At 61.5% G+C, this 25,101-nt stretch carries 24 protein-coding genes; 18 read left to right on the top strand and 6 right to left on the bottom strand.

Annotation, left to right across the window (positions count from 1 at the left end):
* Nucleotides 1–95: 95 nt before the first annotated feature.
* The 5 genes from sufC to AB6O04_RS01310 all read left to right on the top strand — a co-directional run bounded on the left by sufC (nucleotide 96) and on the right by AB6O04_RS01310 (nucleotide 4,359).
* The gene (sufC, locus tag AB6O04_RS01330) at nucleotides 96–860 is read left to right on the top strand and encodes a Fe-S cluster assembly ATPase SufC (RefSeq protein WP_368561811.1); all 765 of its coding nucleotides are present in this window, start codon (nucleotides 96–98) and stop codon (nucleotides 858–860) included.
* Entirely contained in the window at nucleotides 860–2,122 is a 1,263-nt protein-coding gene (gene sufD / locus AB6O04_RS01325; protein ID WP_368561810.1) for a Fe-S cluster assembly protein SufD, read from the top strand. Before sufC ends, sufD begins: the two co-directional genes overlap by 1 nt.
* Nucleotides 2,119–3,393 (top strand): cysteine desulfurase, encoded by a 1,275-nt coding sequence (locus AB6O04_RS01320; RefSeq protein WP_368561809.1) that lies wholly within the window; start codon nucleotides 2,119–2,121, stop codon nucleotides 3,391–3,393. The genes sufD and AB6O04_RS01320 overlap by 4 nt, the downstream gene beginning before the upstream one ends.
* A 97-nt stretch (nucleotides 3,394–3,490) precedes the next feature.
* Nucleotides 3,491–4,030 (top strand): GNAT family N-acetyltransferase, encoded by a 540-nt coding sequence (locus tag AB6O04_RS01315; protein WP_368561808.1) that lies wholly within the window; start codon nucleotides 3,491–3,493, stop codon nucleotides 4,028–4,030.
* The gene (locus tag AB6O04_RS01310) at nucleotides 4,027–4,359 is read left to right on the top strand and encodes a non-heme iron oxygenase ferredoxin subunit (protein WP_368561806.1); all 333 of its coding nucleotides are present in this window, start codon (nucleotides 4,027–4,029) and stop codon (nucleotides 4,357–4,359) included. Before AB6O04_RS01315 ends, AB6O04_RS01310 begins: the two co-directional genes overlap by 4 nt.
* 61 nt (nucleotides 4,360–4,420) lie before the next feature.
* Here the strand turns inward: AB6O04_RS01310 and AB6O04_RS01305 are convergent, their stop codons facing one another.
* Nucleotides 4,421–5,380, bottom strand: coding sequence for a hypothetical protein (locus AB6O04_RS01305; protein WP_368561805.1), 960 nt, complete (start codon nucleotides 5,378–5,380; stop codon nucleotides 4,421–4,423).
* 800 nt (nucleotides 5,381–6,180) lie between these two features.
* Between AB6O04_RS01305 and AB6O04_RS01300 the strand changes: the two genes are divergently transcribed.
* From AB6O04_RS01300 to AB6O04_RS01265, 8 genes are all read left to right on the top strand, one after another.
* On the top strand, nucleotides 6,181–6,906 hold the full coding sequence (locus AB6O04_RS01300) for a TylF/MycF/NovP-related O-methyltransferase (protein WP_368561804.1): 726 nt from the start codon (nucleotides 6,181–6,183) through the stop codon (nucleotides 6,904–6,906).
* Nucleotides 6,907–7,247: 341 nt separating this feature from the next.
* Entirely contained in the window at nucleotides 7,248–9,602 is a 2,355-nt protein-coding gene (locus AB6O04_RS01295) for a TonB-dependent receptor (RefSeq protein ID WP_368561803.1), read from the top strand.
* A gap of 64 nt (nucleotides 9,603–9,666) precedes the next feature.
* Nucleotides 9,667–10,353 (top strand): Fe2+-dependent dioxygenase, encoded by a 687-nt coding sequence (locus AB6O04_RS01290; RefSeq protein ID WP_368561802.1) that lies wholly within the window; start codon nucleotides 9,667–9,669, stop codon nucleotides 10,351–10,353.
* Between the two features lie 23 nt (nucleotides 10,354–10,376).
* The gene (locus tag AB6O04_RS01285; protein ID WP_368561906.1) at nucleotides 10,377–10,994 is read left to right on the top strand and encodes a PepSY-associated TM helix domain-containing protein; all 618 of its coding nucleotides are present in this window, start codon (nucleotides 10,377–10,379) and stop codon (nucleotides 10,992–10,994) included.
* A 43-nt stretch (nucleotides 10,995–11,037) separates the two neighbouring features.
* The gene (locus AB6O04_RS01280) at nucleotides 11,038–11,556 is read left to right on the top strand and encodes a DUF2271 domain-containing protein (protein ID WP_368561905.1); all 519 of its coding nucleotides are present in this window, start codon (nucleotides 11,038–11,040) and stop codon (nucleotides 11,554–11,556) included.
* A 13-nt stretch (nucleotides 11,557–11,569) separates the two neighbouring features.
* Nucleotides 11,570–12,376 (top strand): DUF4198 domain-containing protein, encoded by an 807-nt coding sequence (locus AB6O04_RS01275; protein WP_368561801.1) that lies wholly within the window; start codon nucleotides 11,570–11,572, stop codon nucleotides 12,374–12,376.
* Between the two features lie 51 nt (nucleotides 12,377–12,427).
* Nucleotides 12,428–13,408 (top strand): FAD:protein FMN transferase, encoded by a 981-nt coding sequence (locus AB6O04_RS01270; protein ID WP_368561800.1) that lies wholly within the window; start codon nucleotides 12,428–12,430, stop codon nucleotides 13,406–13,408.
* The gene (locus AB6O04_RS01265) at nucleotides 13,405–15,042 is read left to right on the top strand and encodes a sulfite reductase subunit alpha (RefSeq protein WP_368561799.1); all 1,638 of its coding nucleotides are present in this window, start codon (nucleotides 13,405–13,407) and stop codon (nucleotides 15,040–15,042) included. Before AB6O04_RS01270 ends, AB6O04_RS01265 begins: the two co-directional genes overlap by 4 nt.
* Nucleotides 15,043–15,467: 425 nt before the next feature.
* On the opposite strand, the gene AB6O04_RS01260 is transcribed toward AB6O04_RS01265, so the two are convergent.
* Both AB6O04_RS01260 and AB6O04_RS01255 read right to left on the bottom strand, forming a co-directional pair.
* On the bottom strand, nucleotides 15,468–16,061 hold the full coding sequence (locus AB6O04_RS01260; RefSeq protein ID WP_368561798.1) for a HutD family protein: 594 nt from the start codon (nucleotides 16,059–16,061) through the stop codon (nucleotides 15,468–15,470).
* A 321-nt stretch (nucleotides 16,062–16,382) separates the two neighbouring features.
* Complete coding sequence (locus AB6O04_RS01255; RefSeq protein WP_368561904.1) at nucleotides 16,383–16,706, bottom strand: ComEA family DNA-binding protein; 324 nt, start codon at nucleotides 16,704–16,706, stop codon at nucleotides 16,383–16,385.
* Between the two features lie 269 nt (nucleotides 16,707–16,975).
* Here AB6O04_RS01255 and AB6O04_RS01250 point away from each other — a divergent pair, with 269 nt between their 5' ends.
* The 4 genes from AB6O04_RS01250 to murU all read left to right on the top strand — a co-directional run bounded on the left by AB6O04_RS01250 (nucleotide 16,976) and on the right by murU (nucleotide 20,880).
* Nucleotides 16,976–18,466 (top strand): M20 family metallopeptidase, encoded by a 1,491-nt coding sequence (locus AB6O04_RS01250; protein ID WP_368561797.1) that lies wholly within the window; start codon nucleotides 16,976–16,978, stop codon nucleotides 18,464–18,466.
* Nucleotides 18,467–18,680: 214 nt separating this feature from the next.
* Nucleotides 18,681–18,947 carry a GlsB/YeaQ/YmgE family stress response membrane protein gene (locus AB6O04_RS01245; RefSeq protein WP_368561796.1) on the top strand — a complete coding sequence of 89 codons (267 nt, stop codon included), beginning with the start codon at nucleotides 18,681–18,683 and terminating at the stop codon, nucleotides 18,945–18,947.
* A 203-nt stretch (nucleotides 18,948–19,150) separates the two neighbouring features.
* Entirely contained in the window at nucleotides 19,151–20,164 is a 1,014-nt protein-coding gene (locus AB6O04_RS01240; RefSeq protein ID WP_368561795.1) for an aminoglycoside phosphotransferase family protein, read from the top strand.
* On the top strand, nucleotides 20,161–20,880 hold the full coding sequence (murU, locus tag AB6O04_RS01235; RefSeq protein ID WP_368561794.1) for an N-acetylmuramate alpha-1-phosphate uridylyltransferase MurU: 720 nt from the start codon (nucleotides 20,161–20,163) through the stop codon (nucleotides 20,878–20,880). Before AB6O04_RS01240 ends, murU begins: the two co-directional genes overlap by 4 nt.
* A 36-nt stretch (nucleotides 20,881–20,916) precedes the next feature.
* On the opposite strand, the gene hda is transcribed toward murU, so the two are convergent.
* From hda to AB6O04_RS01220, 3 genes are read right to left on the bottom strand one after another with little or no spacing between them, the layout of a single operon-like run.
* Nucleotides 20,917–21,639, bottom strand: a complete 723-nt coding sequence (gene hda / locus AB6O04_RS01230) for a DnaA regulatory inactivator Hda (protein ID WP_368561792.1) — start codon at nucleotides 21,637–21,639, stop codon at nucleotides 20,917–20,919.
* Nucleotides 21,636–22,802 (bottom strand): AI-2E family transporter, encoded by a 1,167-nt coding sequence (locus AB6O04_RS01225; RefSeq protein ID WP_368561791.1) that lies wholly within the window; start codon nucleotides 22,800–22,802, stop codon nucleotides 21,636–21,638. The genes hda and AB6O04_RS01225 overlap by 4 nt, the downstream gene beginning before the upstream one ends.
* 21 nt (nucleotides 22,803–22,823) lie before the next feature.
* Complete coding sequence (locus AB6O04_RS01220; protein WP_368561790.1) at nucleotides 22,824–23,909, bottom strand: DUF2066 domain-containing protein; 1,086 nt, start codon at nucleotides 23,907–23,909, stop codon at nucleotides 22,824–22,826.
* A gap of 171 nt (nucleotides 23,910–24,080) precedes the next feature.
* Here AB6O04_RS01220 and purM point away from each other — a divergent pair, with 171 nt between their 5' ends.
* Nucleotides 24,081–25,097 (top strand): phosphoribosylformylglycinamidine cyclo-ligase, encoded by a 1,017-nt coding sequence (purM, locus tag AB6O04_RS01215; protein ID WP_368561903.1) that lies wholly within the window; start codon nucleotides 24,081–24,083, stop codon nucleotides 25,095–25,097.
* Nucleotides 25,098–25,101: the final 4 nt, after the last annotated feature.

Raw genomic sequence — 25,101 nt, 5'->3', positions numbered from 1 at the left:
CGGCGAGATCCAGATGGTTAACCACCACGATGCCGCCGAACCCTCACCCCAACCCCTCTCCCGGTGGGAGAGGGGCTCAATCACTGGAAACCGAAATGCTGAAGATCGAAAACCTCCACGCCAGCGTCGCCGGCAAGGAAATCCTCAAGGGCCTGTCTCTGGAACTGAAGCCCGGGCAGGTGCACGCGGTGATGGGCCCCAATGGCGCGGGAAAATCCACGCTGGGCAACATCCTGGCCGGACGCGAGGGCTATGAGGTCACCGCTGGCACGGTGAGCTACGAAGGCAGGGACCTGCTTGAGCTGGCGCCGGAAGAGCGCGCTGCCGCGGGGATTTTCCTGGCTTTCCAGTACCCAGTGGAAATCCCCGGTGTTAACAACACCTACTTCCTGCGTGCAGCGCTCAACGCGCAGCGCAAGGCACGTGGCGAGGGCGAATTGGATTCCATGCAGTTCCTCAAGCTGGTCCGCGAAAAACTCGCGGTGCTGCACCTGAAGGACGAACTGCTGCACCGAGGCGTCAACGAAGGCTTCAGCGGCGGCGAGAAGAAGCGCAACGAGATTTTCCAGTTGGCTGTGCTGGAACCCAAGTTGGCCATCCTGGACGAAACCGACAGCGGCCTGGACATTGACGCGCTGAAAAGCGTCGCCGAAGGCGTCAACACGCTGCGTTCGCCGGACCGCGCCTTCCTCGTCATCACCCACTACCAGCGCTTGCTGGATTACATCAAACCGGACGTCGTGCACGTTCTGTCCGACGGCCGCATCGTCGAATCCGGCGGGCCTGAGCTGGCGCTGGAGTTGGAACAGCACGGCTATGCCTGGCTGAAAGATCGGGTCGAACCCGAGAAGGCCGCGTAATGAGCGCTTTGCTGCAATCGCTGGCTGAGACGTTCAGCGGCGACGCCGTCCGCCGCAGCGTACTGGACGAAGCGCTGCGCGACGGATTGCCGGGCGCGCGTAGCGAGGCCTGGAAATACACCTCGCTGCGGGCGCTGGAGCGGCGCCGGTTTGCCGCCGTGGATGCGGTGCCCGACGTGGACCCGCTTGCGCTGGCCGCCATACCCACGCCCCGCCTGGTCTTCGTCAACGGCCGCTATTCGGTGCCGCTGTCGCATACCACCCATCTGCCGATCGGCGTCAGCGTGCAATTGCTTTCGGAAGCCTTGGCCGATCAGAGCGATACCGCACGCTTTCTCGCCCGGCGTTTCGAACGCAGCGAGGACGTGTTCGCGCGCCTCAATGCGGCCCTGGCGAGCGAAGGCGTCTTGCTGAGAGCAGAAGCCGGCGTTGCCGACGACCGCCCCCTGCATCTGGTCTTCATCGGGGCGGAGGACGGTGCGGACCGGGCTTGGCACCTGCGCAACCTGATCGAGCTGCGCGAAGGCGCACGACTGACGCTGGTCGAACACCATCTGGCAATCGGCACGCACGCGCATCTCATCAACGCGTTGACCCATGTCCACTTGGCGAAAGACGCCCAGCTGGTGCATGCGCGCGTACAGAACGAAAGCGATCGCGCCACTTCCCTGCTGCGCACCGACGCTGTGCTGTCCAGCCATTCGCAGTACCGGCGCGTCGATCTGGAGCTGGGCAGTGGGTTGTCGCGGCACGAGCTCAACGTCCGGCTTGAAGGCGACAACGCCCAACTGACTGCCAATGGTGTGTTGCTGGCTGGCGGGCGTCGCCACATCGATACTCGTCTGGGCATCGACCACATCGGGCGGGATACGTCGTGCGAGCTGACCTGGCGCGGACTGGGCGCCAGCCGCGGCCGCGTCGTCTTCCATGGCGGCATCCTGATCCGGGAAGGGGCCGACGGTTCCGATGCCTCGCTATCCAACAAGAATCTGCTGCTGTCCGACAATGCCGAGATCGACACCCAACCAGTATTGGAAATCCATGCCGATGAAGTGAAGGCCGCTCACGGCGCGACGGTCGGCCAATTGGAACCCAATGCATTGTTCTATCTGCGCTCTCGCGGCCTGCCCCAAGTCGAAGCGCAACGGCTGCTGACCGCCGCGTTCTGCCGCGAGCCTCTGGCCGCCATTGAAGACCCCGACACGCTCGCGCTGCTGACGTCGCAGGTGGACGCCTCCCTTGAACAGCTGGACCCGGCATGACGTCGTTCATCGCCAAACCTTCTTCGCCCCTGCCCGTCCACGCAGAAGGCGACCGCCCTATCGACTGGAACCGGGTCCGCGCCGACTTCCCGCTGCTGACCCGCGAAGTGCACGGCAAGCCGCTGATCTATCTGGACAGCGCCAATACCGGGCAAAAGCCCGCCTCGGTGATCGAGACGGTGGACGCGTTCTACCGCCTGCACAATGCCAATGTCAGCCGCGCCGTGCATACGCTGGGTTCGGAAGCGACCGACGCCTACGAAGGCGCACGCAAGAAACTGGCGCGGTTCCTCAACGTTCGCCCGGATGAGCTGGTGCTGTGCAGCGGCACCACCTTCGCCATCAACCTGGTCGCCTACTCCTGGGCATTGCCGCGCTTGAAAGCCGGCGACGTCATCCAGGTTTCGCGGATGGAACACCACGCCAACATCGTGCCCTGGCAATTGGTTGCCCAGCGCACCGGCGCGAGCATCCGCGTGGCCGAAATACTTCCCGATGGCTCGCTGGACCTGCGCGCGCTTTATGCGGCGATGACACCCGAGGTCAAGCTACTGGCCGTTGCCCACGTCTCGAACGTGCTGGGCACGGTGAATCCCGTGCGCGACATCTGCCGCGAAGCGCGCAAGCGCGGCATCGTCACCGTCGTCGATGGTTCGCAGGCGGTCCCGCATCGGCCGGTGGACATTGCGGCAATAGGCTGCGACTTCTACGCGTTGACCGGACACAAGATGTGCGGCCCTACCGGCACTGGTGCGTTGTGGGCACGGCGCGAACACCTGCAAGCCATGCCGCCGTTCATTGGCGGCGGCGAGATGATCAAGGAAGTCTGTTTCGAAGGCACGGTATTCAACGATCCGCCACATAAGTTCGAAGCGGGTACACCGAACATCGCCGGCTTCATCGGCCTGGGCGCCGCAGTGGAGTACTTGCAATCGGTTGGCATGGCGCACATCGAAGCGCGCGAGACTGAGTTGCTGGCCCATGCAACCGAAGAACTCGGCAAGATCGAAGGCCTGCGCATCTTCGGCGGCGCACCGGAAAAAGCGGCGGTGATTTCCTTCCTGATCGAGGGCGCGCACGCTCATGACCTGGCGACGCTGCTCGACCTGGAAGGTGTCGCCATTCGCTCCGGCCAGCATTGCGCACACCCGCTGCTGCAGTTCTTTGGCGTGGCCGCCACCTGCCGCGCGTCATTTGCGTTCTACAACACGCATGAAGAGATCGAGCAGTTCGTTATTGCGCTGAAGAAGGCGCGCGGCCTGCTGGCCTGACGGGTAGCGTGCGCTGTGCGTATGTCCTGGGTTCCCGCGCGCGACTCGTGTGCGCACACCCTACAGGTGGACGCCTGTTTTCCGTAATATCGCCACCATGAGCACACTTACCTTCCGCCCCGCGACGCTCGCGGACATCCCCGCCCTGGTCGAACTGGTGACCTCCGCCTATCGCGGCGAGACCAGCAAGCAAGGCTGGACCACTGAAGCCGACATCCTCGAAGGCCAGCGCATCGACCCCGAGGTGCTTCGCCAGGATATCGAACGACCGCAAAGCCGCATTGTGATCGCCGAGCGCGATGGCAAGATGCTGGCCTGCGCCCATATCGCGGAAGAAAACGGCGCCGGCTATTTCGGCATGTTCTCGGTCAGGCCCGATCAGCAAGGCAGCGGGCTGGGCAAGACGATGATCAACGAAGTCGAACGCATCGTCCGCGACGAATGGCGGTTGCCGGCCATGCGGATGACAGTCATCGACATCCGCGAAGAACTGATCGCCTTCTATGAGCGCCGCGGCTACGTCCGCACCGGCATCAAGAAGCCCTTCCCCTACGGCGACGAGCGCTTCGGCATTCCCAAGCGTGACGATCTGCGCTTCGAAATCCTGGAAAAGCCGCTGGCAGAGACCGCCGCATGAGCGAAAACTGGACCTTCGTCTGCGCCACAGGTGAGTTATTGCCTGGCGAGATGCGGACCGTTTTCGATGAAGTGACCGGCACCCCCATCCTGGTGTTCAACTACGACGGCGACCTCTACGCGCTCGAAGACCGCTGCACCCACGAGGAATTCGAGCTGTCGTCCGGAAATTTCGACGCCGACGAGGCCACCATCGAATGCGTGCTGCACGGCGCCAGGTTCGACGTCCGCGACGGTCGGGCGCTGTGTGCACCGGCGTACTCGCCCGTGCCCAAGTTCCCGGTAAAGCTGGAACACGGCGGCGTCTGGACACGCGACGACCGGGATTGACTCTCCGAAGGATCACGGCGAGGCGGACAAACGCCGATCGCCCGGATGCAAAGCGGTACCGTTAGAACTTCCTGGCCACATGCTTGCCGCCGGGGATGTGGCTCCTGATGAAATCCCGCATCGAGACCGGCACGACCGATTTCACCTTGCTTTTGATGGAGGTCGTCAGTTTCGGCTCTGCCTGGCTGATGACGAAGTCCTCCCACTCCGGATGGCTCGTCACGGTTTGCACGTGGTACCAGAGGTTTCCATAGAGCTGGGTGCGCTGATTGCTAAGGTGGTCGTAGCGCGCTTTCACGCCGTGCATGGTCAAGTTGGTGGGCGAGAAGATCACGATGCTGTTGTTTTCCCGCTGCATTTTCCTGGTGTCACACCAGTTCCATGGGACCCAGCACCTTTCTGCCTCGGGATGACCTTCCCAATAGGCCTGGACATATTTGTACGCGTCGCGGAACACGAGGTAGTGCGTATGGTGTTCCTTTTCCTCCGACCCGGGTCCGGGATTGATATTCACCATGTACGTCAGCGCCTTTCTCCGGATGTCCGGATGCGGGCTTATTTCATAGCCGTCCAGATATTTCTGGATTCCCGAGTCGTAGAAAACGTCGTCCAGATCGATCCCGAATTTCGCGGCGAGCACTTCCTGGAGCTGTTGGCCGTTGATGAACTGCATCAACTCGGAAATGAACGGTGTGCTTGCCGACATCAGTCGCAGCGTTACCCCAAAGCCTTCGCACGCCGTATTGTTATGTTTCTGCTTTGTGCCCTTGACCCGGTGCCAGTTTATATAGGTGTCCTTGTTCGTGATGCAACCGGGGAATTCGATGATCTTGTAGCCGGCCTCGAACAGTTCATCGAAGAGCTGACCATCCGAATCCCGGGCACGCAGCGCAATTTCCGGCGCAGCCGTGATCTGCGAAAAGTGCTGGTTATTGAAGAAATCCTTGATGTAAAGATGCGAAAACGGCTCATGTTCTAATCCGGCCGCATTGATCTTATTTAGCAGGTAATCGAAGGACATTGTTTTCACCTTTTCAACGAGATGCCGGCCATCGATCCGGAAACGAGATCAGCACATCGACGCAGCGCGACGGCGGCGTCCGGACTACGCGCCACCCGCCCCTCACTAGGGACGGTCAAGCCAGAAGTGCCGCGCTGCGGAATGTATTTGTTGCAACGGTACGAAGGAGTCCAAGACTGCGCTGCGCGCAACCGCGCCCCTTGACCCGATCGAGTGCACGAAGCATTGGCGCCGACGAAGGAGTTCGGATGCGCGGATCGGGGCCGGCATTGCGGCGACCGTCGATCCCTTGAGAAAGGGGCCGACCTCCGGAATGAACTCGATGCACGTTCATCAAGTTGCCTCCTTGGAGCTGTAATACAGGCTAACGGAAGGACTTTTCAGATCAGGCCGTGCCACCTGGGGCGCGCTTTATACGCGTTAAGACGTGGCTTCGAAGCTCGGCCTGGGCTGGCCAGCGCAGCCCGCCCCCCCCGGTGCTGCGGGCGATATTGTTCTTCGCGCCCCGTGACAGCGAAGTGATGCGATGACCATCACCATGGTCGCGGGCGCACAGCGGGTAACCAGTCCCTACCCTCTGCAAACGGCGGGCTCAGGGGCGGCGAAACTCCACAAGTCCAGGGGTGCCCGTACGCGGCGCCTTTTCACGGGATCGATATCCTCGCTGCCCTAGTGTGCTGCATTGTCGCTCCGGCCTGCTCGACACATGGCCGGCTCAGGGGGCAATTCGGTCGGGACGACCCAGGACGACATGGGTCACGCTCGGCGTTGAATCACGATGGCACGGGAGAGATCTTGTGATGCATGAGATTGCGGATGTGGCCCCCGAAGGCCTCCAATGGGAATACCTGAACAGGCGGATCACCGTCACGCCCAAGCCGTCTGTACTTAAGCTTTGCGTTGCGCTGGCGCGACATGTACCTGGAAATATCATGGAGTTCGGCGTCGCGAATGGTGACTCGACCAGAATCCTGCGCCGTGCGTTGGGTCGTTCCGAGAAACGGATCTATGCGTGCGATTCCTTCGAAGGGCTCAGAGAGAAGTTCGAGAATGCGGAGGTAGGTACTTTTGCATGTAAACCGCCGCGAATCCGTGGCGTGGAAATAGTAAAAGGCTATTTCGAAGACTCCCTCACCCCAGAACTGGCCGCGAAAGTGGGTCGCGTTTCATTTGCTTCGCTCGATGCAGATCTGTACTCGTCCACGCTTTGTGCCCTGAATTGGCTGACGCCTCTGCTGGGATCGGGAAGCCTCCTGCTCTTCGATGAGTTTCTCGGCGAAAAAGAATCGGAAAAACGGGCCTTTGAAGATTGGTCGCGCGAGTCGGGGCTTCGCACCGTCAGAATCGCTGAATTTGTACGGGAACCGAGCGGCTGGGGAACGAGAATCGATAAACGCCCGCTCTTTCAGGTCGTAGGCGACGACCTTCTTCCGAAGCGTCCAGTTTCGCTTCGCGGCCGTCTTCGCGCGGGCCCTCTGGGCGGGATTGCTCGCCGCGCGCGCGATCTGGTCTTTGACAGGAGGTGACTGCGACAGGGGAACGGAGGTAACCAAGTCGACCGTTTTGGCGATCGCTGAAGTGCCGATCGGAACGCAGGTTTTGGATCCATCTTTGTTGGATCCGGATCCAACGGGACATTGGACGTACCCTCATGCTCGTTGCAGATGAAGTCGAGGGTTCGTCTCGATCCGTGCTGAGCTTCGCCCGCTGGGCCAAGCGGCCCCGCTGGCCTTCCGCGTAACTCGTGTGTCGTTACAGCCGTCCGTCGGATTGTAAACATTATGTTGTAATCGCGAATCATTATCATTAGCATGTGCGGGCTACGGCTGCCATTCCCTGGCTGCCGCCACTTTGAACGCCCGAGACCATGTCGAAAAAATCCCTCGCTCTCACGCCGCTGGCCGCGGCGCTATCCCTGGCCATGTGCGCCGCCCATGCCGCTCCCGCCGCTGAAGCCGCAGCCGACGCGGCCAACGACGCCAAGAACCTGGATGCCGTGGAAGTTGTGGGCGAACAAGTGCAAAAGGCCAGCTCGCCCAAATACACGGAGAAGCTGCTGGATACGCCACAGACGATCACCGTGGTGACCAAAGCGGTCATGGATCAGCAGAACCTGTTCGGCCTGCGCGATGTGCTCAGCACCCTGCCCGGCATTACCTTTGGCGCCGGCGAAGGCGGTGGCGGCTACGGCGACAGCATCAATCTGCGCGGGTTTACCGCCAGCAGCGACATCACCACTGACGGCGTGCGCGACAGCGCCCAGTACACCCGCAGCGACACCTTCAACCTGGAGGCGATCGAGTTGATCAACGGTGCGAACTCGGCGATGTCGGGTGCGGGTTCGGTGGGAGGCAATATCAACTTGGTCAGCAAGACCGCGCGCGAAGGCGATTCGAGCACGTTCACCGTGGGCGCCGGTAGCGACAAATACGGCCGCGTCACCGCCGACAGCAACTTCGATTTGGAAAATGGCATCGCCGTACGCTTGAACGCCATGGGCCATACCCAGGACGTGCCCGGCCGCGACGAAGAGTTCAAGCACCGTTGGGGCTTTGCGCCATCAATCGCGTTTGGCCTGGGATCGGACACCCGCTTCACCGTCAGCTATCTGCACCAGCACGACAACAATATGCCGCAGTACGGCGTGCCGTTCGCGCTCAGTCCGTTCAACAACGGTCCGCTACCTGGCGTGGATCCGGAAACCTACTTCGGCTACCGCAATACATCGCGGCAGGAAATCGACATCGACATGCTGACCGGCGTTTTCGAAATGGATTTCAGCGACAACGTTCGCTTGCGCAGCTTGGGCCGCCTGCAACGTGTGGAGCAATACACCAATACGACGGCGCTGCAGGGAACATGGTGCCTACCCAACGGCACCAATCCGTATACAGGCGGCACCTGCGCGACCTTGCCGGCCGGCCCCGGCGTTCCAGCCGGCACCATCCAACCTCCGGGTACATGGTCGCCTACCGGTGGCCCACGCGGCCTGGTGCGAGATACCGAGAACTTCATCGCGCACAGCCAGACCGACCTGACGGCGTTCTTCAATACCGGCACAGTCGAACATCATCTGGTCGCTGGGTTGGCCTTTAGCAAGGAAGATTTCGAGCTAAATAGCGGCAACGGCTTCCGCAATGCCGATGGCAGCGAGCTCTCCAACAACAACAGCGCCTACCCGCTGCAGGACTTCGCCAATCCCTACAACGTCTGGACCGGTCCAACCAATTACGTCAGGACCATCCACCGCAAGGGAAGCTTGAGCAATCAGGCCGTCTATCTTTTCGACACGATGAAGTTCGGTGAAAAGTGGATGCTGAACCTGGGCGCGCGCTACGAGCACAATGAGGGCGATACGACCAACTACATCGTGTCGACCGCGCCAGGTTCGATCGGGCAGGTCACCGGAGTCAGCGGCGTATTCGAAAATGAAGACGATCTGTTTTCTTACCGGGCGGGCATGGTCTACAAGCCGCTGGAAAACGCCAGCATCTATCTGTCGTATGCCAACAGCAAGACGCCGTCGAAGACCTCAGTTAACGGCGCATGCTCGGCCACCACCTGCAATGTGGATCCGGAAACCGCGGTCAACATCGAATTGGGCACCAAGTGGGACATCTTGGATAACCACTTGGCGCTGACGGCTGCCGTGTTCCGCAACGAGCGGCAGAACTACAAGGTGGCCAGCGGCGACCCTCTGCAACCGGAACAGGTCCTGGACGGCAAGGCACGCGTGGACGGCATCGCGTTGGGTGCCGCGGGCAACATCACTCGCGAGTGGGCGGTGTTCGCCAACTACACCTTCCTGGACAGCGAAGTGCTGCAGAACGCCGCCGATGGCGCCGCATCCGATCCCGTCAGGGGCCGCATGCTGACCCAGACGCCACGCCACTCGGCCAGTCTGTGGACCACCTATGAGCTGAGCGCATGGACCTTCGGTTACGGGGCTACGTACCAAGGCGCGTTCTACCCCAACAACACCAACACGCCGGTCTATCTGAAAACCGACGCCTACTGGGTGCACCGCGCCATGGTGGGCTATCAGATCAACGACCGCGTCGGCCTGCAACTCAACGTCAACAACCTGTTCGACGAGGAGTACTACACCAGCATTCGCAATAACCTGACGCTCAATGGGGCAGGCGTGGTGACTGGCGGCAGCGGCTGGGCTATTCCGGGCGAAGGGCGTTCGGCGGTGCTGACCGCCACTTTCCGGTTCTAGGCCTTATCAAGCCCCCAACTCTGCCCACGCACAATGAGCGGACTCCGCGAGGAAGGGTGACCCGATGCTGCTGCACATTCCCGATGTACTGAGCGCCGCGCAAGTGGCGCAAGCCCGGGCGCAACTGGATACTGCCGATTGGGCGGACGGCCGGGTCACCGCGGGCCATCAGTCGGCCAAGGCCAAGGACAATGCGCAGCTGCCGGAAGGTTCGCCGGTAGCGCGGGAGCTGGGCGCGATGGTGTTGGAAGCGCTGTCGCGCAACAGCACGTTCTTCTCGGCGGCACTGCCCAAGCGCATTTATCCGCCGCTGTTCAATCGCTATAGCGGTGGGCAATCGTTCGGTTATCACGTCGACAACGCCGTGCGCTACGACCGCAGCCTGGGCGGCGCAGAGCCGGTGCGTACTGACTTGTCCGCCACGTTGTTTCTCAGTGCGCCCGAGGAATACGACGGCGGCGAGTTGATCATCGAAGACACCTTCGGCACCCAAAGCGTGAAGCTGCCGGCCGGGCATTTGGTGTTGTATCCCGGCAGCAGCCTGCACCGAGTCACCCCCGTTACTCGCGGCACACGGGTCGCTTCATTTTTCTGGATGCAAAGCATGCTGCGCGACGATGGTCATCGGCGCCTGATGTTCCAGATGGATGTTGCCATCCGCCGGCTGACACAGGATGTGCCTGAGCACCCCGCGCTGGTGCAGCTGACAGGCGTTTACCACAACTTGCTACGGGAATGGGCCGAAGTGTGAGCCCGCGAACGCTGAAAACCGATATGTCGTCCAGCCAGCAACGTCGCGGCTTCTGGCTGCGTACCTTGCATCAATGGCATTGGATCAGCTCCGCGGTCTGCCTGATCGGCATGCTGCTGTTCGCCGCCACCGGCATCACCTTGAATCATGCCGGCCGCATCGAAGCACAACCCGAGATCACACAGCGGACAGTGCAATTGCCCGCCGCGCTAACCGTTGAACTGAAAGAGCCCAAGGAAGGCAACGCATCATTGCCGCCTTCCGTCGCCACATGGCTGGGTGACGAACTCTCCATCGCCATTGGCGAGCGCCCGGCCGAATGGTCGGAAACGGAAATCTATCTGTCGATGCCCGGGCCCGGCGAGGACGCCTGGCTCAGCATCCAGCGCGACACCGGCGAAGTGGAATACGAACGCACCGAACGCGGATGGATTTCCTACTTCAACGACCTGCACAAAGGCCGCAACGCCGGACCCGCGTGGAGCTGGTTCCTTGATGTTTTCGCGTTGGCCTGCCTGGTGTTCTGCATTACCGGTCTGCTGCTGTTGCAGTTGCATGCCCGCCAGCGCCGCATGACCTGGCCGATGGTCGGCCTGGGCTTGCTGGTACCGCTGCTGCTGGCACTGCTTCTTATCCACTGAAGATTCTCTATCGATCGCGAGCGCCTCCATGCCGAAGACCGTTATCCCCACCACCTTGACCATTGCATTGAGCGGCCTGTTGACGATGCCGGCGTACGCCGCTCAACTGGACATCAGCGTGGAAATTCCGCAGTTGAACGTGGCCGAATACCACCGACCCTACGTTGCCATCTACCTGGAAGGTGCCGACCAGAAAGTCGCCGCCAATCTATCGGTCTGGTATCAGCAGCGCGACGGCGCCGAGGGCCACGGCACCAAGTGGCTGCCCGATCTCCGCCAGTGGTGGCGCAAGTCCGGGCGCACTTTGAAGGTGCCGGTAGATGGCGTGACCGGCCCGACCAAGCCAGTCGGCAAGCACGCGCTTTCCTTCACCGACGGACAGCGGCAGCTGGCGGGTTTGGCGCCTGGCGAATACACCCTGGTGGTGGAAGCCGTCCGAGAAGTGGGCGGCCGCGAACTGTTGAAGATTCCCTTCACCTGGCCGGCAACGAAAACACCGCAATCGGGCAAAGCCCAAGGCAACGCCGAACTCGGCGCCGTCAACCTGACCGTCAAACCCTGACCTGGAGATTCCGATGAAGCGTTCCCTTACTCTGGCCCTGGCGATTGCCGCAGTTTTTCCGTTGTCCGCGCTGGCGCATAAGACCTGGCTGCTGCCCTCGCAGACGGTGATTGCCGGCAATAGTCCGTGGATCACCGTGGATGCCGCGGTCTCCAATGACCTCTTCTATTTCAATCACGTTCCATTGCGCACCGAAGGGCTGGTCATCACCGCACCGGATGGTAGCCGCGCGGAAGCGCAGAATCTGGCCACCGGCAAATACCGCACTGTGTTCGATGTCGAGCTGAAGCAATCAGGCACCTATCGCATCGCAACCGTCAACAGCGGCTTGTTCGGCAGCTGGGAAGAAAATGGCAAGCCCAAGCGCTGGCGCGGCACGCCGGCCACCTTCGCCACGGAAGTGCCGAAGGACGCCAAGAACCTGCAGATCTCGCAATCGCTCGGCCGGGTGGAAACCTTCGTCACCAACGGGTCGCCCAACGAAACCGCATTGAAGACGACCGGCGAGGGATTGGAACTGGTGCCGGTCACGCATCCCAACGATTTGTTCGCCGGTGAGCAAGCCAAGTTCAAGCTGCTGCTGGATGGCAAGCCGGCGGCCGGTCTGGAATTCGAGATCACCCGCGGCGGCACGCGTTACCGCAACGCGCAGGAAGAGATCAAAGTCACGACCGATGCGAGCGGCGATTTCAGCGTGACCTGGCCGGAAGCAGGCATGTACTGGCTGGAGACAAGCACGCAGGATGCAAAAACTTCGCTACCTCAGGCCAAGCAACGCCGGCTGAGCTACGTGGCCACCTTGGAAGTGCTGCCGCAGTAAATGCCAATGCGCCCGCTCTCCGCAACGACGGAGAGCGGGCGGCCGAACACCATGCTTCCCTCTTCCTCCCTTCCCGCTACCGCAGGCACGATGCATTCGCTGTACGGCCATACCATGGGCACGTCCTGGAGTGTGAAGCTGGTCGCGCCGACGCGCCTCGATACGCATGCGCTGCATGCGGGTATTCAGGCGCAGCTCGACGATGTGGTGGCGCAGATGAGTACCTGGGAGCCGGATTCGGATATCAGTCGTTTCAATCAGGCCGCAGCGGGCACCTGGCACACGTTGCCGGAACACTTCTGGAATGTCCTGAATGGCTCGTTGGAGATCGCCCGGGCCAGCGATGGTGCCTATGACCCCACTGTAGGACCGCTCGTCGCGGCCTGGGGATTTGGTGCCAGCACCGGCGCCCGCGGTGTTCCTGATGACGCTGTGCTATCGGCCATCCAGGCGCGCGTCGGTTGGCGACGCGTCGCAATCGAAGACGGTCGATGCCTTCTACAGCCCGGCGGTTTGCAACTCGACCTTTCCGCGATCGCCAAAGGCTACGGCGTGGATTGCGTGGCGCGATTTCTTCGGGCATACGAAATCGCCAGCGCTTTGATCGAAGTGGGCGGCGAACTCTATGGTTACGGCCGAAAGCCGGACAACGAACCTTGGCGCGTACTGGTGGAATCTTCACCTGGTGAAGAAGCCGATGACTCCGTGCCGCGAGTGATCGGCCTGGGCGACCTGGCCGTTGCCACTTCAGGCGACCGCTGGCATTGGTTCGAACAGGAAGGCCGCCGCTATTCGCACACGCTTGACCCACGCAGCGGTCTACCAGTGGAGCACGCACCTGCTGCCGTCACGGTGATCGCCGCCAATGCGATGCATGCGGATGCTTGGGCAACCGCGTTGACCGTCATGGGTGTGGACGCTGGCTTTTCCTTTGCCGAACAGCACGACATTGCAGCGCGGTTCGTGGTCCGCGGCGACGCGGCTCTGCAAGAACGGATGACCTCACGATTCGAAGACAGGCTGTCTGCATGAGTGCCTCTCTGGCCTTGCCTGGTAACCGCGTCGCCTTAGGCAATGCGTTGATACTGTTGCTGCTGGCGGCCACGGCATTGGCGCTGTTGAGTTGGAATGCCAATGCTGACTGGTGGATTGCTACGCCGCGCGCCAAGCGTTGGTTCATCGCTGCAGCGGCGCTCGTTGCTTATTTCTTTTTTTGTGGCTGGGTGGGCCAACGCGCGAACCGTCAAGATGCAATCGTCAGCTACGCCGAAACGGACCAATCACCCGTACTGGTTGTTTATGCCAGTCAGACCGGATTCGCCCAAGCATTGGCGGAACGCACCGCGGATTCACTTCGGCAAGCGGGCGTGAGTGTAAATTTATGCAGCATCGATCGCGTCGATACCCAGACGCTTTCTTCCGCCCAACGTGCGCTGTTCATCGTCAGCACCACCGGTGAAGGCGACCCGCCCGATCACGCCCTCGCCTTTCTACGCAATGTGATAGGCCGGCCGGCGTCGCTGACTTCGCTGAACTACGCCGTGCTGGCGCTTGGCGATCGCGAATACAACAAGTTTTGCGGCTTCGGCCATCAGCTCGACGATTGGCTGCGCCAGCACGGCGCGCACCCGCTGTTCGACATGGTCGAAGTTGACAATGCTGACGAAAGCGCGCTGCGGCATTGGCAGCATCACCTTAGCCAACTCGGTGATACCAGCGAGTTCCCCGACTGGACGCCGCCGCGGTACGAAGCCTGGACGTTGACGGAGCGCCGGCAACTTAATCCCGGTAGTGCGGGGGGTGGCGCATTCCATTTAGCGATGCGACCCGTGGACGATTCGGCCTTGAGTTGGCGGGCCGGCGACATCGCGGAGATCGGCCCCTGCCACGCGCCGCATACGGTCGAGCACTGGTTGCAGGCGCGGGGATTGGAGGGAGAAATCGAGGTCGAGCGAGATGGCCGCCGCGAGCCGCTGGCTGAGTTGCTGACTCGTTCGCACCTGCCGGTGGCGGGAGCCCGAACCGGCTATGACGCGCAAGCCATAGCCGACAATCTTCAACCGCTGCCACACCGCGAGTACTCCATCGCTTCATTGCCACAAGATGGCGCACTGCACCTACTGGTCCGGCGGCAGCTGCGACCGGATGGGAGTCCGGGCTTGGGCAGCGGTTGGCTCTGCGATGGAGCGCCAATCGGCGGCACCATCGCCTTACGTATTCGTTCCAACGCCAATTTCCATCCGCCAGAGCCTTCGCGCCCACTGATCCTGATCGGCAACGGCACGGGTATCGCAGGCTTACGTGCGCATCTGAAGGCACGTATCGTCGCCGGCGCCGGCCGCAATTGGCTGCTGTTCGGTGAGCGGCATGTGGACCGCGATTTCTTCTACGGCGAAGAGATCAGGCAGTGGCACGCTTGCGGCTCGCTAACTCGCCTGGACCTGGCGTTTTCACGCGATTCGTCAGAACGCATCTATGTGCAGGAGAAGCTCCGCCAAGCGGCGGATGAATTGCGCAAATGGACGACGGACGGCGCAGCTATCTACGTCTGCGGCGGCCTGACCGGAATGGCCCCAGGCGTGGATGCCGCCTTACGCGAAATCCTGGGAGATGAAGGCGTGGAGCAGTTGCTGTTGGAAGGGCGGTATCGGCGGGATGTTTATTGAGGTGTATGTGCTGCTTCGATGGAAGTGCACATGTAGAGCGGAGCTGCGCCCCACGATAGGGCTGAACTAATGGCAATGATGCCGTCGCAACGGCGCGCCCCGCGATAAGGCTGAACTAGTGGCAATGATCCGTCGCAACGGCAGGCGATAGCGAATGGCCGCCTTTCAGCCATGAAGGCGCTTCTCGTAGAGCGGAGCTTGCTCCGCTGCTCTTCGCGCGAATGCGAATATTGGGTGGGAGAACCAAGAGCACAAGCAGCGGAGTCCTAAAAGGCATCTTTGACGGCTATTCGCTGTCACCGGCCGTTGCGACGGCCTCATTACTACTGACTCGATGCTATCGCGAGGCGCAGCTCCGCTCTACGTGGTACGCCTGCCCGGTGAGAGTCTTTGAACTTGATCGCTGTGCCTGGGCGCGTGCCACGCTACTTCTGGTCTAACTCCTGAATCCGTATCGCCAGCAGCTCCCCACCGCCTTGCAAGGCATAGCGCCTGCGCCCAGCATCGCCGATGAGCAGTGCGGTATCACCAGCCCACAGCGGCGGCAGTCCGGAATCAGCATCAAATTCTGCTTGGCCGCTCAGCAGATGAATCGCCCAGTGCGTGTGAGGCTCAACAAAAAACAACATGGGACCGACCAGCGGCCGATGCAGTAGCTCCGTCTCAACCAAGCCTCTGCGCCACATCAGATTGAAGTCATGAGTCGTGCCGTCCACCAGCTCACCGGCCACCGCACGTTCCCCGGCGAAACGAAAGCGGCCATGCGGTGGAGGCAGCTCGGACACTTCGCCATCTGCGAACCTCAGCCGCAGACCGTTTCCGCGGACCAGCACGAGTTCACGATCGATGTCAGGAAAGATCGAAAACTCTGAATCGCGTTCGATTTCCGCAATGGACAAACGCCAGTTCCAGCAATCGCCATCAGGGACTCGAACGATTTCACGGGTCCAGCCCAAGCCGTTTTTCCAGCGGCTGCGCTGGTATTCGTTGGCCGGAATCACCCGGGAGACTTCGGACATTCTCTGGCCCTGCCAGGAGGAAAGCGCGATGGCAATTCTAAACCGCCCTGTGCCAGCTCCAGAGCCTCGCCGATCGAACACGATCACCAACCCGATCCGACCCGCTCAAAAAAATATCGCCCGGATACACAGTTGTGTATCCGGGCGATGAGTACTTCCGTGTTGGCTCCTTGCCTTTCTCCAGGCATCGCGCGCCTGTCCTTACTCCATGCGCTTCCTACGCAATAAGCACATCCATGTCGGCTCCTTGCCTGCTCCCTTGGCGTCCCTACCCCTTTTACCCCGGTCTCGCGTCCTGCGTGAACCCGTGGTATGGGATTGTTAGCGTCTGGCTGCCGGTGCCGGCGCGGCCTTCGTTGGGGCGGCAACGGCGGGCTTTGCGCCCGATGCCATCGCGCGAAGTTCGATGCGCTCGCGGTTCTGCTCGACCGTCCTCAAACCAATGCCCTTCACCATGGCGAGCTCCTCAGCACTTTTGAACGGCCCGTTGGTTTTGCGGTATTCCACGATGGCCGCCGCTTTGGCAGGCCCGATGCCGACCAGCGCGGCTTCCAGCACGGTCGCATCGGCGGTGTTGATGTCGACCTTGTCGGCAGCGAAGGCAGTTGAAACCAACAGCAGCGACAGGGCGGCGGCTTTGAACATGTTGACGAACGTTTTCACACGACTCTCCTTGTGGGAATGGAATCCTTGACTGGACTTTCGCGGATAGAGCCCCAGGCCTTATCCGCTTGGCCGGCAGCCGAGAGAACTCGTTTGCCGGTGTGATCAGTCTCCATTGCCCGGTGTAGCCAAACTATCGCCTGGGCTCCGGAAAAACTGCCGGGAAAGCCCGCTACGTCGTGTAGGAAAAGTCCTACCCCCACCGGCGTAGAATGCGAGGCCTACTATTTGCAGCGCAGGATGGAGCTTTCATGGACATCGCCAAGGCCGACCGCTATGTCGCCGAAAAATGGGACGACGATATCGTTCCCCAACTGATCGAATACATCCGCATACCCAACAAATCGCCGATGTTCGACAAGGACTGGGTTGCGAACGGTTACATGGAGGACGCGGTAAAGCTGATGGAAAGCTGGGCCAAGGCCCAGGCTATTCCCGGCATGCAGGTGGAAACGGTGCGCCTGGAAGGCCGCACGCCGCTGATTTTCATCGAGATCCCAGCCACGGACTCCGCTACCGGCGCCGATACCGTGCTGCTGTACGGCCACCTGGACAAGCAACCTGAGATGACCGGCTGGGACAGCGATCTGGGCCCTTGGACGCCCGTGCTGAAAGGCGACAAGCTGTTTGGCCGTGGTGGCGCCGACGACGGCTATGCCATCTTCGGCTCGCTTGCGGCAATCCAGGCATTGCAGCAGCAAGGTGTGCCGCATGCCCGCTGCGTGGTGCTGATCGAGGCTTGCGAAGAATCCGGCAGCTACGATCTGCCCGCCTACGTGGATCATTTGGCGAACCGCATCGGCAAGCCTTCGCTAGTGGTCTGCCTGGATTCGGGCTGCGGCAACTACAGTCAGCTGTGGTGCACCACCTCCTTGCGTGGCCTGGCCGGCGGCAATCTCACGGTCAAAGTGCTGGAGGAAGGCGTGCATTCGGGCGATGCGTCCGGCGTTGTGCCGTCCAGCTTCCGTCTGCTGCGGCAATTGCTGTCCCGACTGGAGGACGAAAGCACCGGTCGCATCTTGCCCGATGGCCTGCAGGTGGAAGTTCCCGCCGATCGACTCACCCAAGCCCAGGAAGCCGCACGTGTGCTGGATACGGCGGTGTTCGATAAATTCCCCTTCCTGCCGGGCATGAAGCCCATGGCGGAGGATCTGACCGAACTGGTGCTCAACCGGACGTGGCGCCCTGCCCTATCGGTCACCGGGGCGGATGGCTTGCCCGCGTTGTCGTCCGCCGGCAACGTGCTGCGCCCTTACACGTCCGTGAAGCTGTCGCTGCGCCTGCCGCCGACTTTGGACGGCAAGCAGGCCGGCCAATTGTTGAAGGAGTTGCTGGAGAAAAATCCGCCGAATGGCGCGAAGATCAGCCTCGACTTGGAGAAAGCCAGCACGGGTTGGAACGCGCCAGCCATGTCGCCCTGGCTGGAAAAAGCCATCGATGCTTCCAGTCGCGAGTTCTTTGGTGCACCGGCCATGTACATGGGTGAAGGCGGCACCATTCCCTTCATGGGCATGTTGGGCGAAAAATTCCCAGGAGCGCAGTTCATGATCACAGGCGTGCTGGGACCTCATTCCAACGCACACGGCCCCAACGAATTCCTGCACATCCCCATGGGCAAGAAAGTCACCGCCTGCGTGGCGCGGGTGATCGCCGACCATCACGCGGCCAGTCTGCGTGGCGAGACTGCCGGCGTTGCGGCAGTGGCCGGCGGCGACCAGCACGGCGACCACGGCTGCTGCTGATTGAGAAATACGGGGCTGGTGTCGTTTACCAGTCCCTTTTTCAGGCAGCTCCCGCCGCCAGACGGCCGCTACGTGGCAGTGCTGTCTCAATAGCCTGGTGTGTGCGCCATGGATTGACTGCAAGACCAAGCAGCCAGGCGGATTACTGGCGGGACACGATGCCAGGCATGGGGTAGGCTGTCGTCGCCCCCCACTTCCTAATCGGAGCGTTCAGATGGAACAGATCTTTGGTGGCGGTATCCTGTGGACCCTGCTCATCGGTTTTCTCGCCGGCCTGCTCGCGCGCGCAATCAAGCCCGGCAACGACAAACTCAATCTCATCTGGACTATCGTGCTCGGCATCGCCGGGGCGCTACTGGCGCGCTTCATCGGCGGCGCCTTGGGCTGGTATGGGCCAGAAGAGCCAGCAGGCTTCATTGCCTCGGTGGTTGGCGCCATCATCCTGCTCGTCATCTACGGCATGGTGAAAAAGAAAGCCTGACAGTCGATTCCGTTCCAACATAAAGCCCTGCGATGCGGGGCTTTTTTCGAACGTAGCCTGTAGCGCTATCAGAAGCCTTTGATCGCGTTCGCCGCTTTATCTTTGACGCTCCGAAATCGGCAGCCATGAGAAGCCACGCTCGCAAGTCACGATAAAGGCGGTTTAATCTGTGCCTCTTAATGTGACGCCAGGTCGCGAACTGCATGACAGCCCAAAATCAGGACATCGATCACCGTGAAGCCTCCCGCCTGAACTGGGCGCGTATGGCGCTTGACGATGGCGGCGTGCTCCTGCAACGGGCATCGGTGGATGCGGGTTTCCGCAGTTACTGGCGCACGTTGGGAACAGGGCTTAGTCGAATCGTAATGGATTCGCCTCCCGAGCATGATGACGTACGTCTTTGGTTGAGAATGCGCGACTTGCTGGAGTCCGGTGGGGTACGGGTACCGCAGGTGCTGGCGCGCGACGTCGATGCGGGGTTTTTGCTGCTGGAAGACCTGGGCGGCCCCACGCTCGCGCAGGTCATGACGCCGGACACCGCCGATGAATGGTTTGACGCGGCCATCGAACAATTGTTGCGTTTGCAGGCCATTGAGCCGCCAGCTGGCATGGGGGAGTTTGGGGAAGCGCTGCTGCAACGGGACGCGGGATTGTTCGAGGAATGGTTTCTGCGTCGCCACCTGGGCCTGGAACTGGATTGCGACGATACCGACCGGCTTGAATTGGTACAGCGTCGCTTGATGGATAACGCGTTGTCGCAGGCACGCGTGATGACCCATCGGGACTACATGCCGCGCAATCTGATGCCAGTGCTGCCCGGGCCGGCGGTGCTGGATTTCCAGGACTGTGTACGCGGTCCCGTCGCCTACGATGCGATCAGCTTGTTCAAGGACGCCTTCCTCAGCTGGCCACTGGAACGCGTCGATGGTTGGTTGGCACGGTACCACGCGCGCGCGCGGCAGTCCGGCTTGCCCGTGCCTGCGCTGAAGACCTTCCAGCGCGATGCCGATTGGCTGGGTATTCAAAGGCACCTGAAAATCATGGGCATCTTTTCCCGGCTGCGCTACCGCGACGGCAAGACCAAGTATTTGCCGGATATTCCGCGCTTCATCACTTATCTTGAAGAGGTACTGCCGCGCTATCCGGAGTTGCGAGCGCTGCAGGAACTGATGGACTCCCGTATCAAACCCGCATTGCAGACCAAGGCTATTGCATGAAAGCTTTGATCTTCGCCGCGGGTCTCGGCGAGCGCATGCGTCCGTTGACCGATCGCACTCCCAAGCCCTTGCTGGAAGCCGGCGGCAAACCGCTGATCGCCTGGCATTTGGAAAAGCTGGCTGCCGCCGGCGTGAGTGAAGTGGTCATCAACACCAGTTGGCTGGCCGAACAATTTCCGCAAGTGCTGGGCGATGGATTGCATTGGGGCATGCGCCTTCACTATTCCTATGAAGGCCGCACGCCCCTGGAAACTGGTGGCGGCATGTTCCATGCTCTGTCGTTGCTGGGCACGTCACCTTTCATAGCGGTCAACGGGGATATTTGGACGGACTTCGATCTTTCGCGGTTGCCGTCCGAGCCAACCGGCGATACGCATTTGGTGCTGGTGGAAAACCCGGTGCACCATTCGCACGGAGATTTTGCGCTGGATGCGCGAGGGCTGCTGCACGCCACCGGAGAATCTCGGCTCACGTTCTCCGGCATTGGGGTCTATCGTTCCGCGTTGTTCGACAACTGGCGCACCGTGATCGGCAATACCTCAGGCGCCGATGACAATCCGCCCCGTTTCAAACTGGCACCGTTGCTACGCCATGCCATGTTGCAAGGGCGCGCCACCGGTGAACATCATTTGGGACGTTGGACCGATGTCGGCACACCAGAACGATTGGCGCAGTTGAATAACGAACTTGCCGGGCAATCGGCGGCGCCTACGTAGAGCCGAGATTAATTCCCTGTAGCGATGCCGACTTTCTCAACGCGCCTCAAGCACGCTGCGCAGGAACGGTACCGTGACGCGCCGTTGCGCCGCCAGCGACTCGCGGTCCAATATTTCGAGTATTCCGATCAAATTTCCCAAGTCGCGATCGGTGCGTATCAGCAGCCAGTCGATGGCCGCCTCTTCCAATATCAATCCCCGACGTTGAGCACGATCACGCAGCACTTCCCGGCGGCCTTCGTCGTCCAGAGCTGGGAGAACCACCCGAGCGCATTGCGACAGCCGCGAGCGCAAGTCCGGGAGTGTCAGGCCAATTTCATCTGGCAACCCGCGCGCGGTGTAAAGCACGTTCAATCCAGCGGAGCGTGCACGGTTGTGGAAATCGAATAGCGCCACCTCGTCTTCGCGCATGCCGGCAGCCGCTTCCAGACCATCCAAGGCGACAACGTCATTGCCTTCCAATGCCTCCAGCGCTTCGTGAGTGCGGCCCACGGCGGCCACCATCGGCAAGTACACGGCACGCCGTCCGGCTTGCTCTGCCGCTGCACACAGCGCCAGCGCCAGATGGGTCTTGCCCGTCTTCGCGGCACCCGCCAGGTACAGCCAATCGGCGCCGGGGTTTTCCGCCAGCAGGCGCAATTGCGCCAATGCAGCTTCGGGTGCCGCCACAAAGCTATCGAAGCGTTGGTCGGGCGGGTACCGTAGCGTCAACGGCAGCTGCGGAGTGATGCCTGGACCTGGTTGGGGACTACGGCTCACTTGTCTTCCGGTTCCTGCGGCGGCTGCGCCTGGTCAACCGCTTTTCTGTCGATGAAGGAATCGAGCAAGATGGCGGAGCGCTCGCCCGCATAAAGCGGACTTTGCGTGTAGCGTTCATGCGCATAACGCAGCATCACATTGGCCACTGCGGCGATTGGCAGCGCCAACAACATTCCGACGAATCCGAACAATTGCCCGCCCGCCATGATGGCAAAGATCACCGCCACCGGATGCAGGCCGATGCGGTCGCCCACGATGCGCGGCGTCAGTACGTAGCCTTCCAGCATCTGCCCCGCCACGAACACCACCATCACCATGGCAACCAGATTCCACTCGCCGCCGGATTGCACCAACGCCGCCACCACGCCCAACACGATGCCGGTGGCGGTTCCCAGATAGGGAACGAAACTGATCAGGCCAGCGACAATCCCGATCAGTAGGCCCAGCTTGAGGCCCACTACCGACAAGCCAATGGCGTAGATGGCGCCCAGCGCCAGCATCACCAGGAATTGCCCGCGCAGGAAGGCCCCCAACACGTCATTGGATTCCAACGCCAATCGGGTGGCGATGGCGATGTGGTCGCGCGGTATCAACGCCGCGATGCGTTCGACCAACTTGTCCCAATCACGCAGGAAATAGAACGTCAGGATCGGCAACAGCACCAGATTGGCAACCCAGGCCATCATGGCGAATCCGGAGCGCGACAGATAACCGAAGAAAGTGGCGGCCACACCACCTGCCTGCTGCCAGTGTCCGCGCACCCATTCGGTCAATCGTTCCGGGTCCAGCCAGGCCACCAGTTCCAGGCCAGTGCGCTGTTCCACCCATGGCAGCGCGCGCTGAACGATCCAGTCCCGATACGTTGGCAGTGCTTCGATCAAGGTGACGATCTGTCGTTCGATCATCGGCACCAGGATCACCAGCGCCAAAACCAACAGCAGAATCATCAGCGTGAATACCAGCACGACAGCCGTGGTGCGGGAACGTCCGACACGCTCCAGCCGGTCGACCCAGGGATCGCCCAGCCACCCCAGCAACGCCGCCAAGACGAAAGGCGTCAGCACAGGCGCCAGCAACCAGATCAGCCAACCGGCGATGGCCGCGATCAACAGCCATTGCCAGCGTCGCGCCAGCGTGCCTACAGGGGTAGGAGAAAGATCCATCGGCTGTTGATTCCGGTAGCGTTACTTGATTAGGTAAACCGGCGGCTCGCCTTCGCCGCCGGCGAACGGCGCGTCATCGCCCAGCATGCGGCGAAAACCGGGCAGGCCCGACAGCAGTTCGAGATCCAGTTCCAACGTGTTGCCGTTGGCGCGTACCGGCGTGATCTTGCGTACCACGGACATCTTTTGAAGATATCCGATCACCCGCAGATAGTCGTCCGCGCTGTCCACGCCGTTGAAAATCACGCGATAGATGCCTGGCTGGCCGGTCACACCACGCTTTGCGTAGCGCTTTATCAACGCGTCGGCAGCGCCGTCGGCACCGGAAGCCATTGCGCGCCGCGCGTCGGCGTCCTTGGTCGACCAGGTGGAAAGCACTTTGCCGGCATCCACGAACACCCAATCCGCAGTCCAACCGCCGTTGTCGCGGTACAGCTTGCCTATCAGCTGCATCGGCGGGCTGTAGCGCGACGACGCGCGCGCGACCGCCGCGCTGTCCTGCCGCCAGATCGCACCGACCAGCACCTGCTCAGCGGCGTTGCCACTCGGCAGCCCCAGACTGAAGCCCCGCTCGATGGCGCGGTTAAGCAACGGGCGTGCCGCATTGGCATGCTGAAGTCCTACCAGCCTCGGACCGCTGCCGTCGTTGATCGCCAGCCATACCACTGGTTTCGGACGCGGTTGCGGCCAGATCGGCAATCCCAGCGCACCGGCCACCATATCCACATCTTCCGGCTTGAAACGGACGATCAGGATCGTGCGGAACGTCGGCGCGCCGGTGGCTGAAGTCCCTTCGTCCTGGCGATAGTCGTAGCTGTCGACGTAATTTTTCGCGTTGCGCAGTTCCGCGCCCACGCCCGGGCGGCCCATGGCATTGCGGTCGCCGGACATCTTGCTCAGCACCGAGCCCAATGCGCGGGCAAAACCGCCGCTGCGCTCCGCCTCGGTTTGGCTGTTGACCGGCACTTCGGCCTGATAGATGCCGCGCGCGGCAGCGGCGTCGCCTTCGGTTCGTAGATCCGCCTGCGCCCAGGCGGTTACGGTCACAAGCGAAGTGGCGGCGAAGAGCAGAACAGCAACGAGGGCGAAACCTGGAATCCGGCGCATCGACCGTCCTAAGAGCGTGTTAATCGGGGGAATTGTTGCCCGAATGATGCCTCAGCGCCAACGCCATCCGTTCAGGCCGGCGCGATTCGGTGGCGGATTCCTTTAAAATCGCACCTCTTGCCCTGCAGACGATCGCCCGTGACCCAGCCCAAGCCGCCCGCCTCCACCCCGATGACCTATCGCGAAGCGGGTGTCGATATCGACGCCGGCAACGAACTGGTCGAGCGCATCAAGCCCCTGGTCAAGCGGAGCTTTCGTCCGGAGGTGATGGGCGGCCTGGGCGGCTTCGGAGCCTTGTTCGACCTATCGGGCAAGTATCGCGAGCCCGTCCTGGTCTCCGGCACCGACGGCGTCGGCACCAAGCTGAAGCTGGCCCAGCAGCTGAACCGTCACGACACCATCGGCATCGATCTGGTCGGCATGTGCGTGAACGATGTGCTGGTGCAGGGGGCTGAACCTTTGTTCTTCCTGGATTATTTCGCCACCGGCAAGCTGGATGTGGATACCGCGGCGGCAGTAGTAGGCGGCATCGCCAAGGGCTGCAAACTGTCCGGCTGCGCATTGATCGGCGGCGAAACCGCCGAAATGCCGGACATGTATCCGCCGGGCGAATACGACCTGGCTGGCTTCACTGTCGGCGCCGTGGAAAAATCGCGATTGCTGGACGGCGCCAAGGTCCGCGCGGGCGACCTGCTGATCGGCCTGGCCTCCAGCGGCGCACATTCGAATGGCTATTCGTTGATCCGCCGCATCTACGACCGCGCCGGCCGGCCGGCGGAACTCGACCTCGGCGGCGTCAAGCTGGTCGATGCGCTGATGGCGCCCACTACGTTGTATGTGAAGCCGGTGCTGGAACTGCTGCAGGCCCACGACCTGCATGCCATGGCGCACATCACCGGCGGCGGCCTGACCGAAAACATCATCCGCGTGATCCCGGAAGGTTTGGGCTTGGACATCGACGTCAGCGCATGGTCGCTGCCGCCCGTGTTCGATTGGCTGCAGCGTGAGGGCGCGGTGGAGAACGCCGAAATGTGGCGCACCTTCAACTGCGGTATCGGTTTCGTACTGATCGTGTCGCCCGAGCAAGCGCCGGCACTGGAATCGGACCTCGATCGGTTGGGCCTGGCGCACTGGCGGATCGGCCAAGCGGTGAAATCGGATAGCGCCGAACGCGTCAAGATCGGCTGACACA

The sequence above is a fragment of the Pseudoxanthomonas sp. UTMC 1351 genome (assembly GCF_040948865.1).
Taxonomy (GTDB): Bacteria; Pseudomonadota; Gammaproteobacteria; order Xanthomonadales; family Xanthomonadaceae; genus Pseudoxanthomonas_A.
Note: the sequence above shows the minus strand (reverse complement) of the source record. Positions and strands in the feature narration are given on the sequence as shown.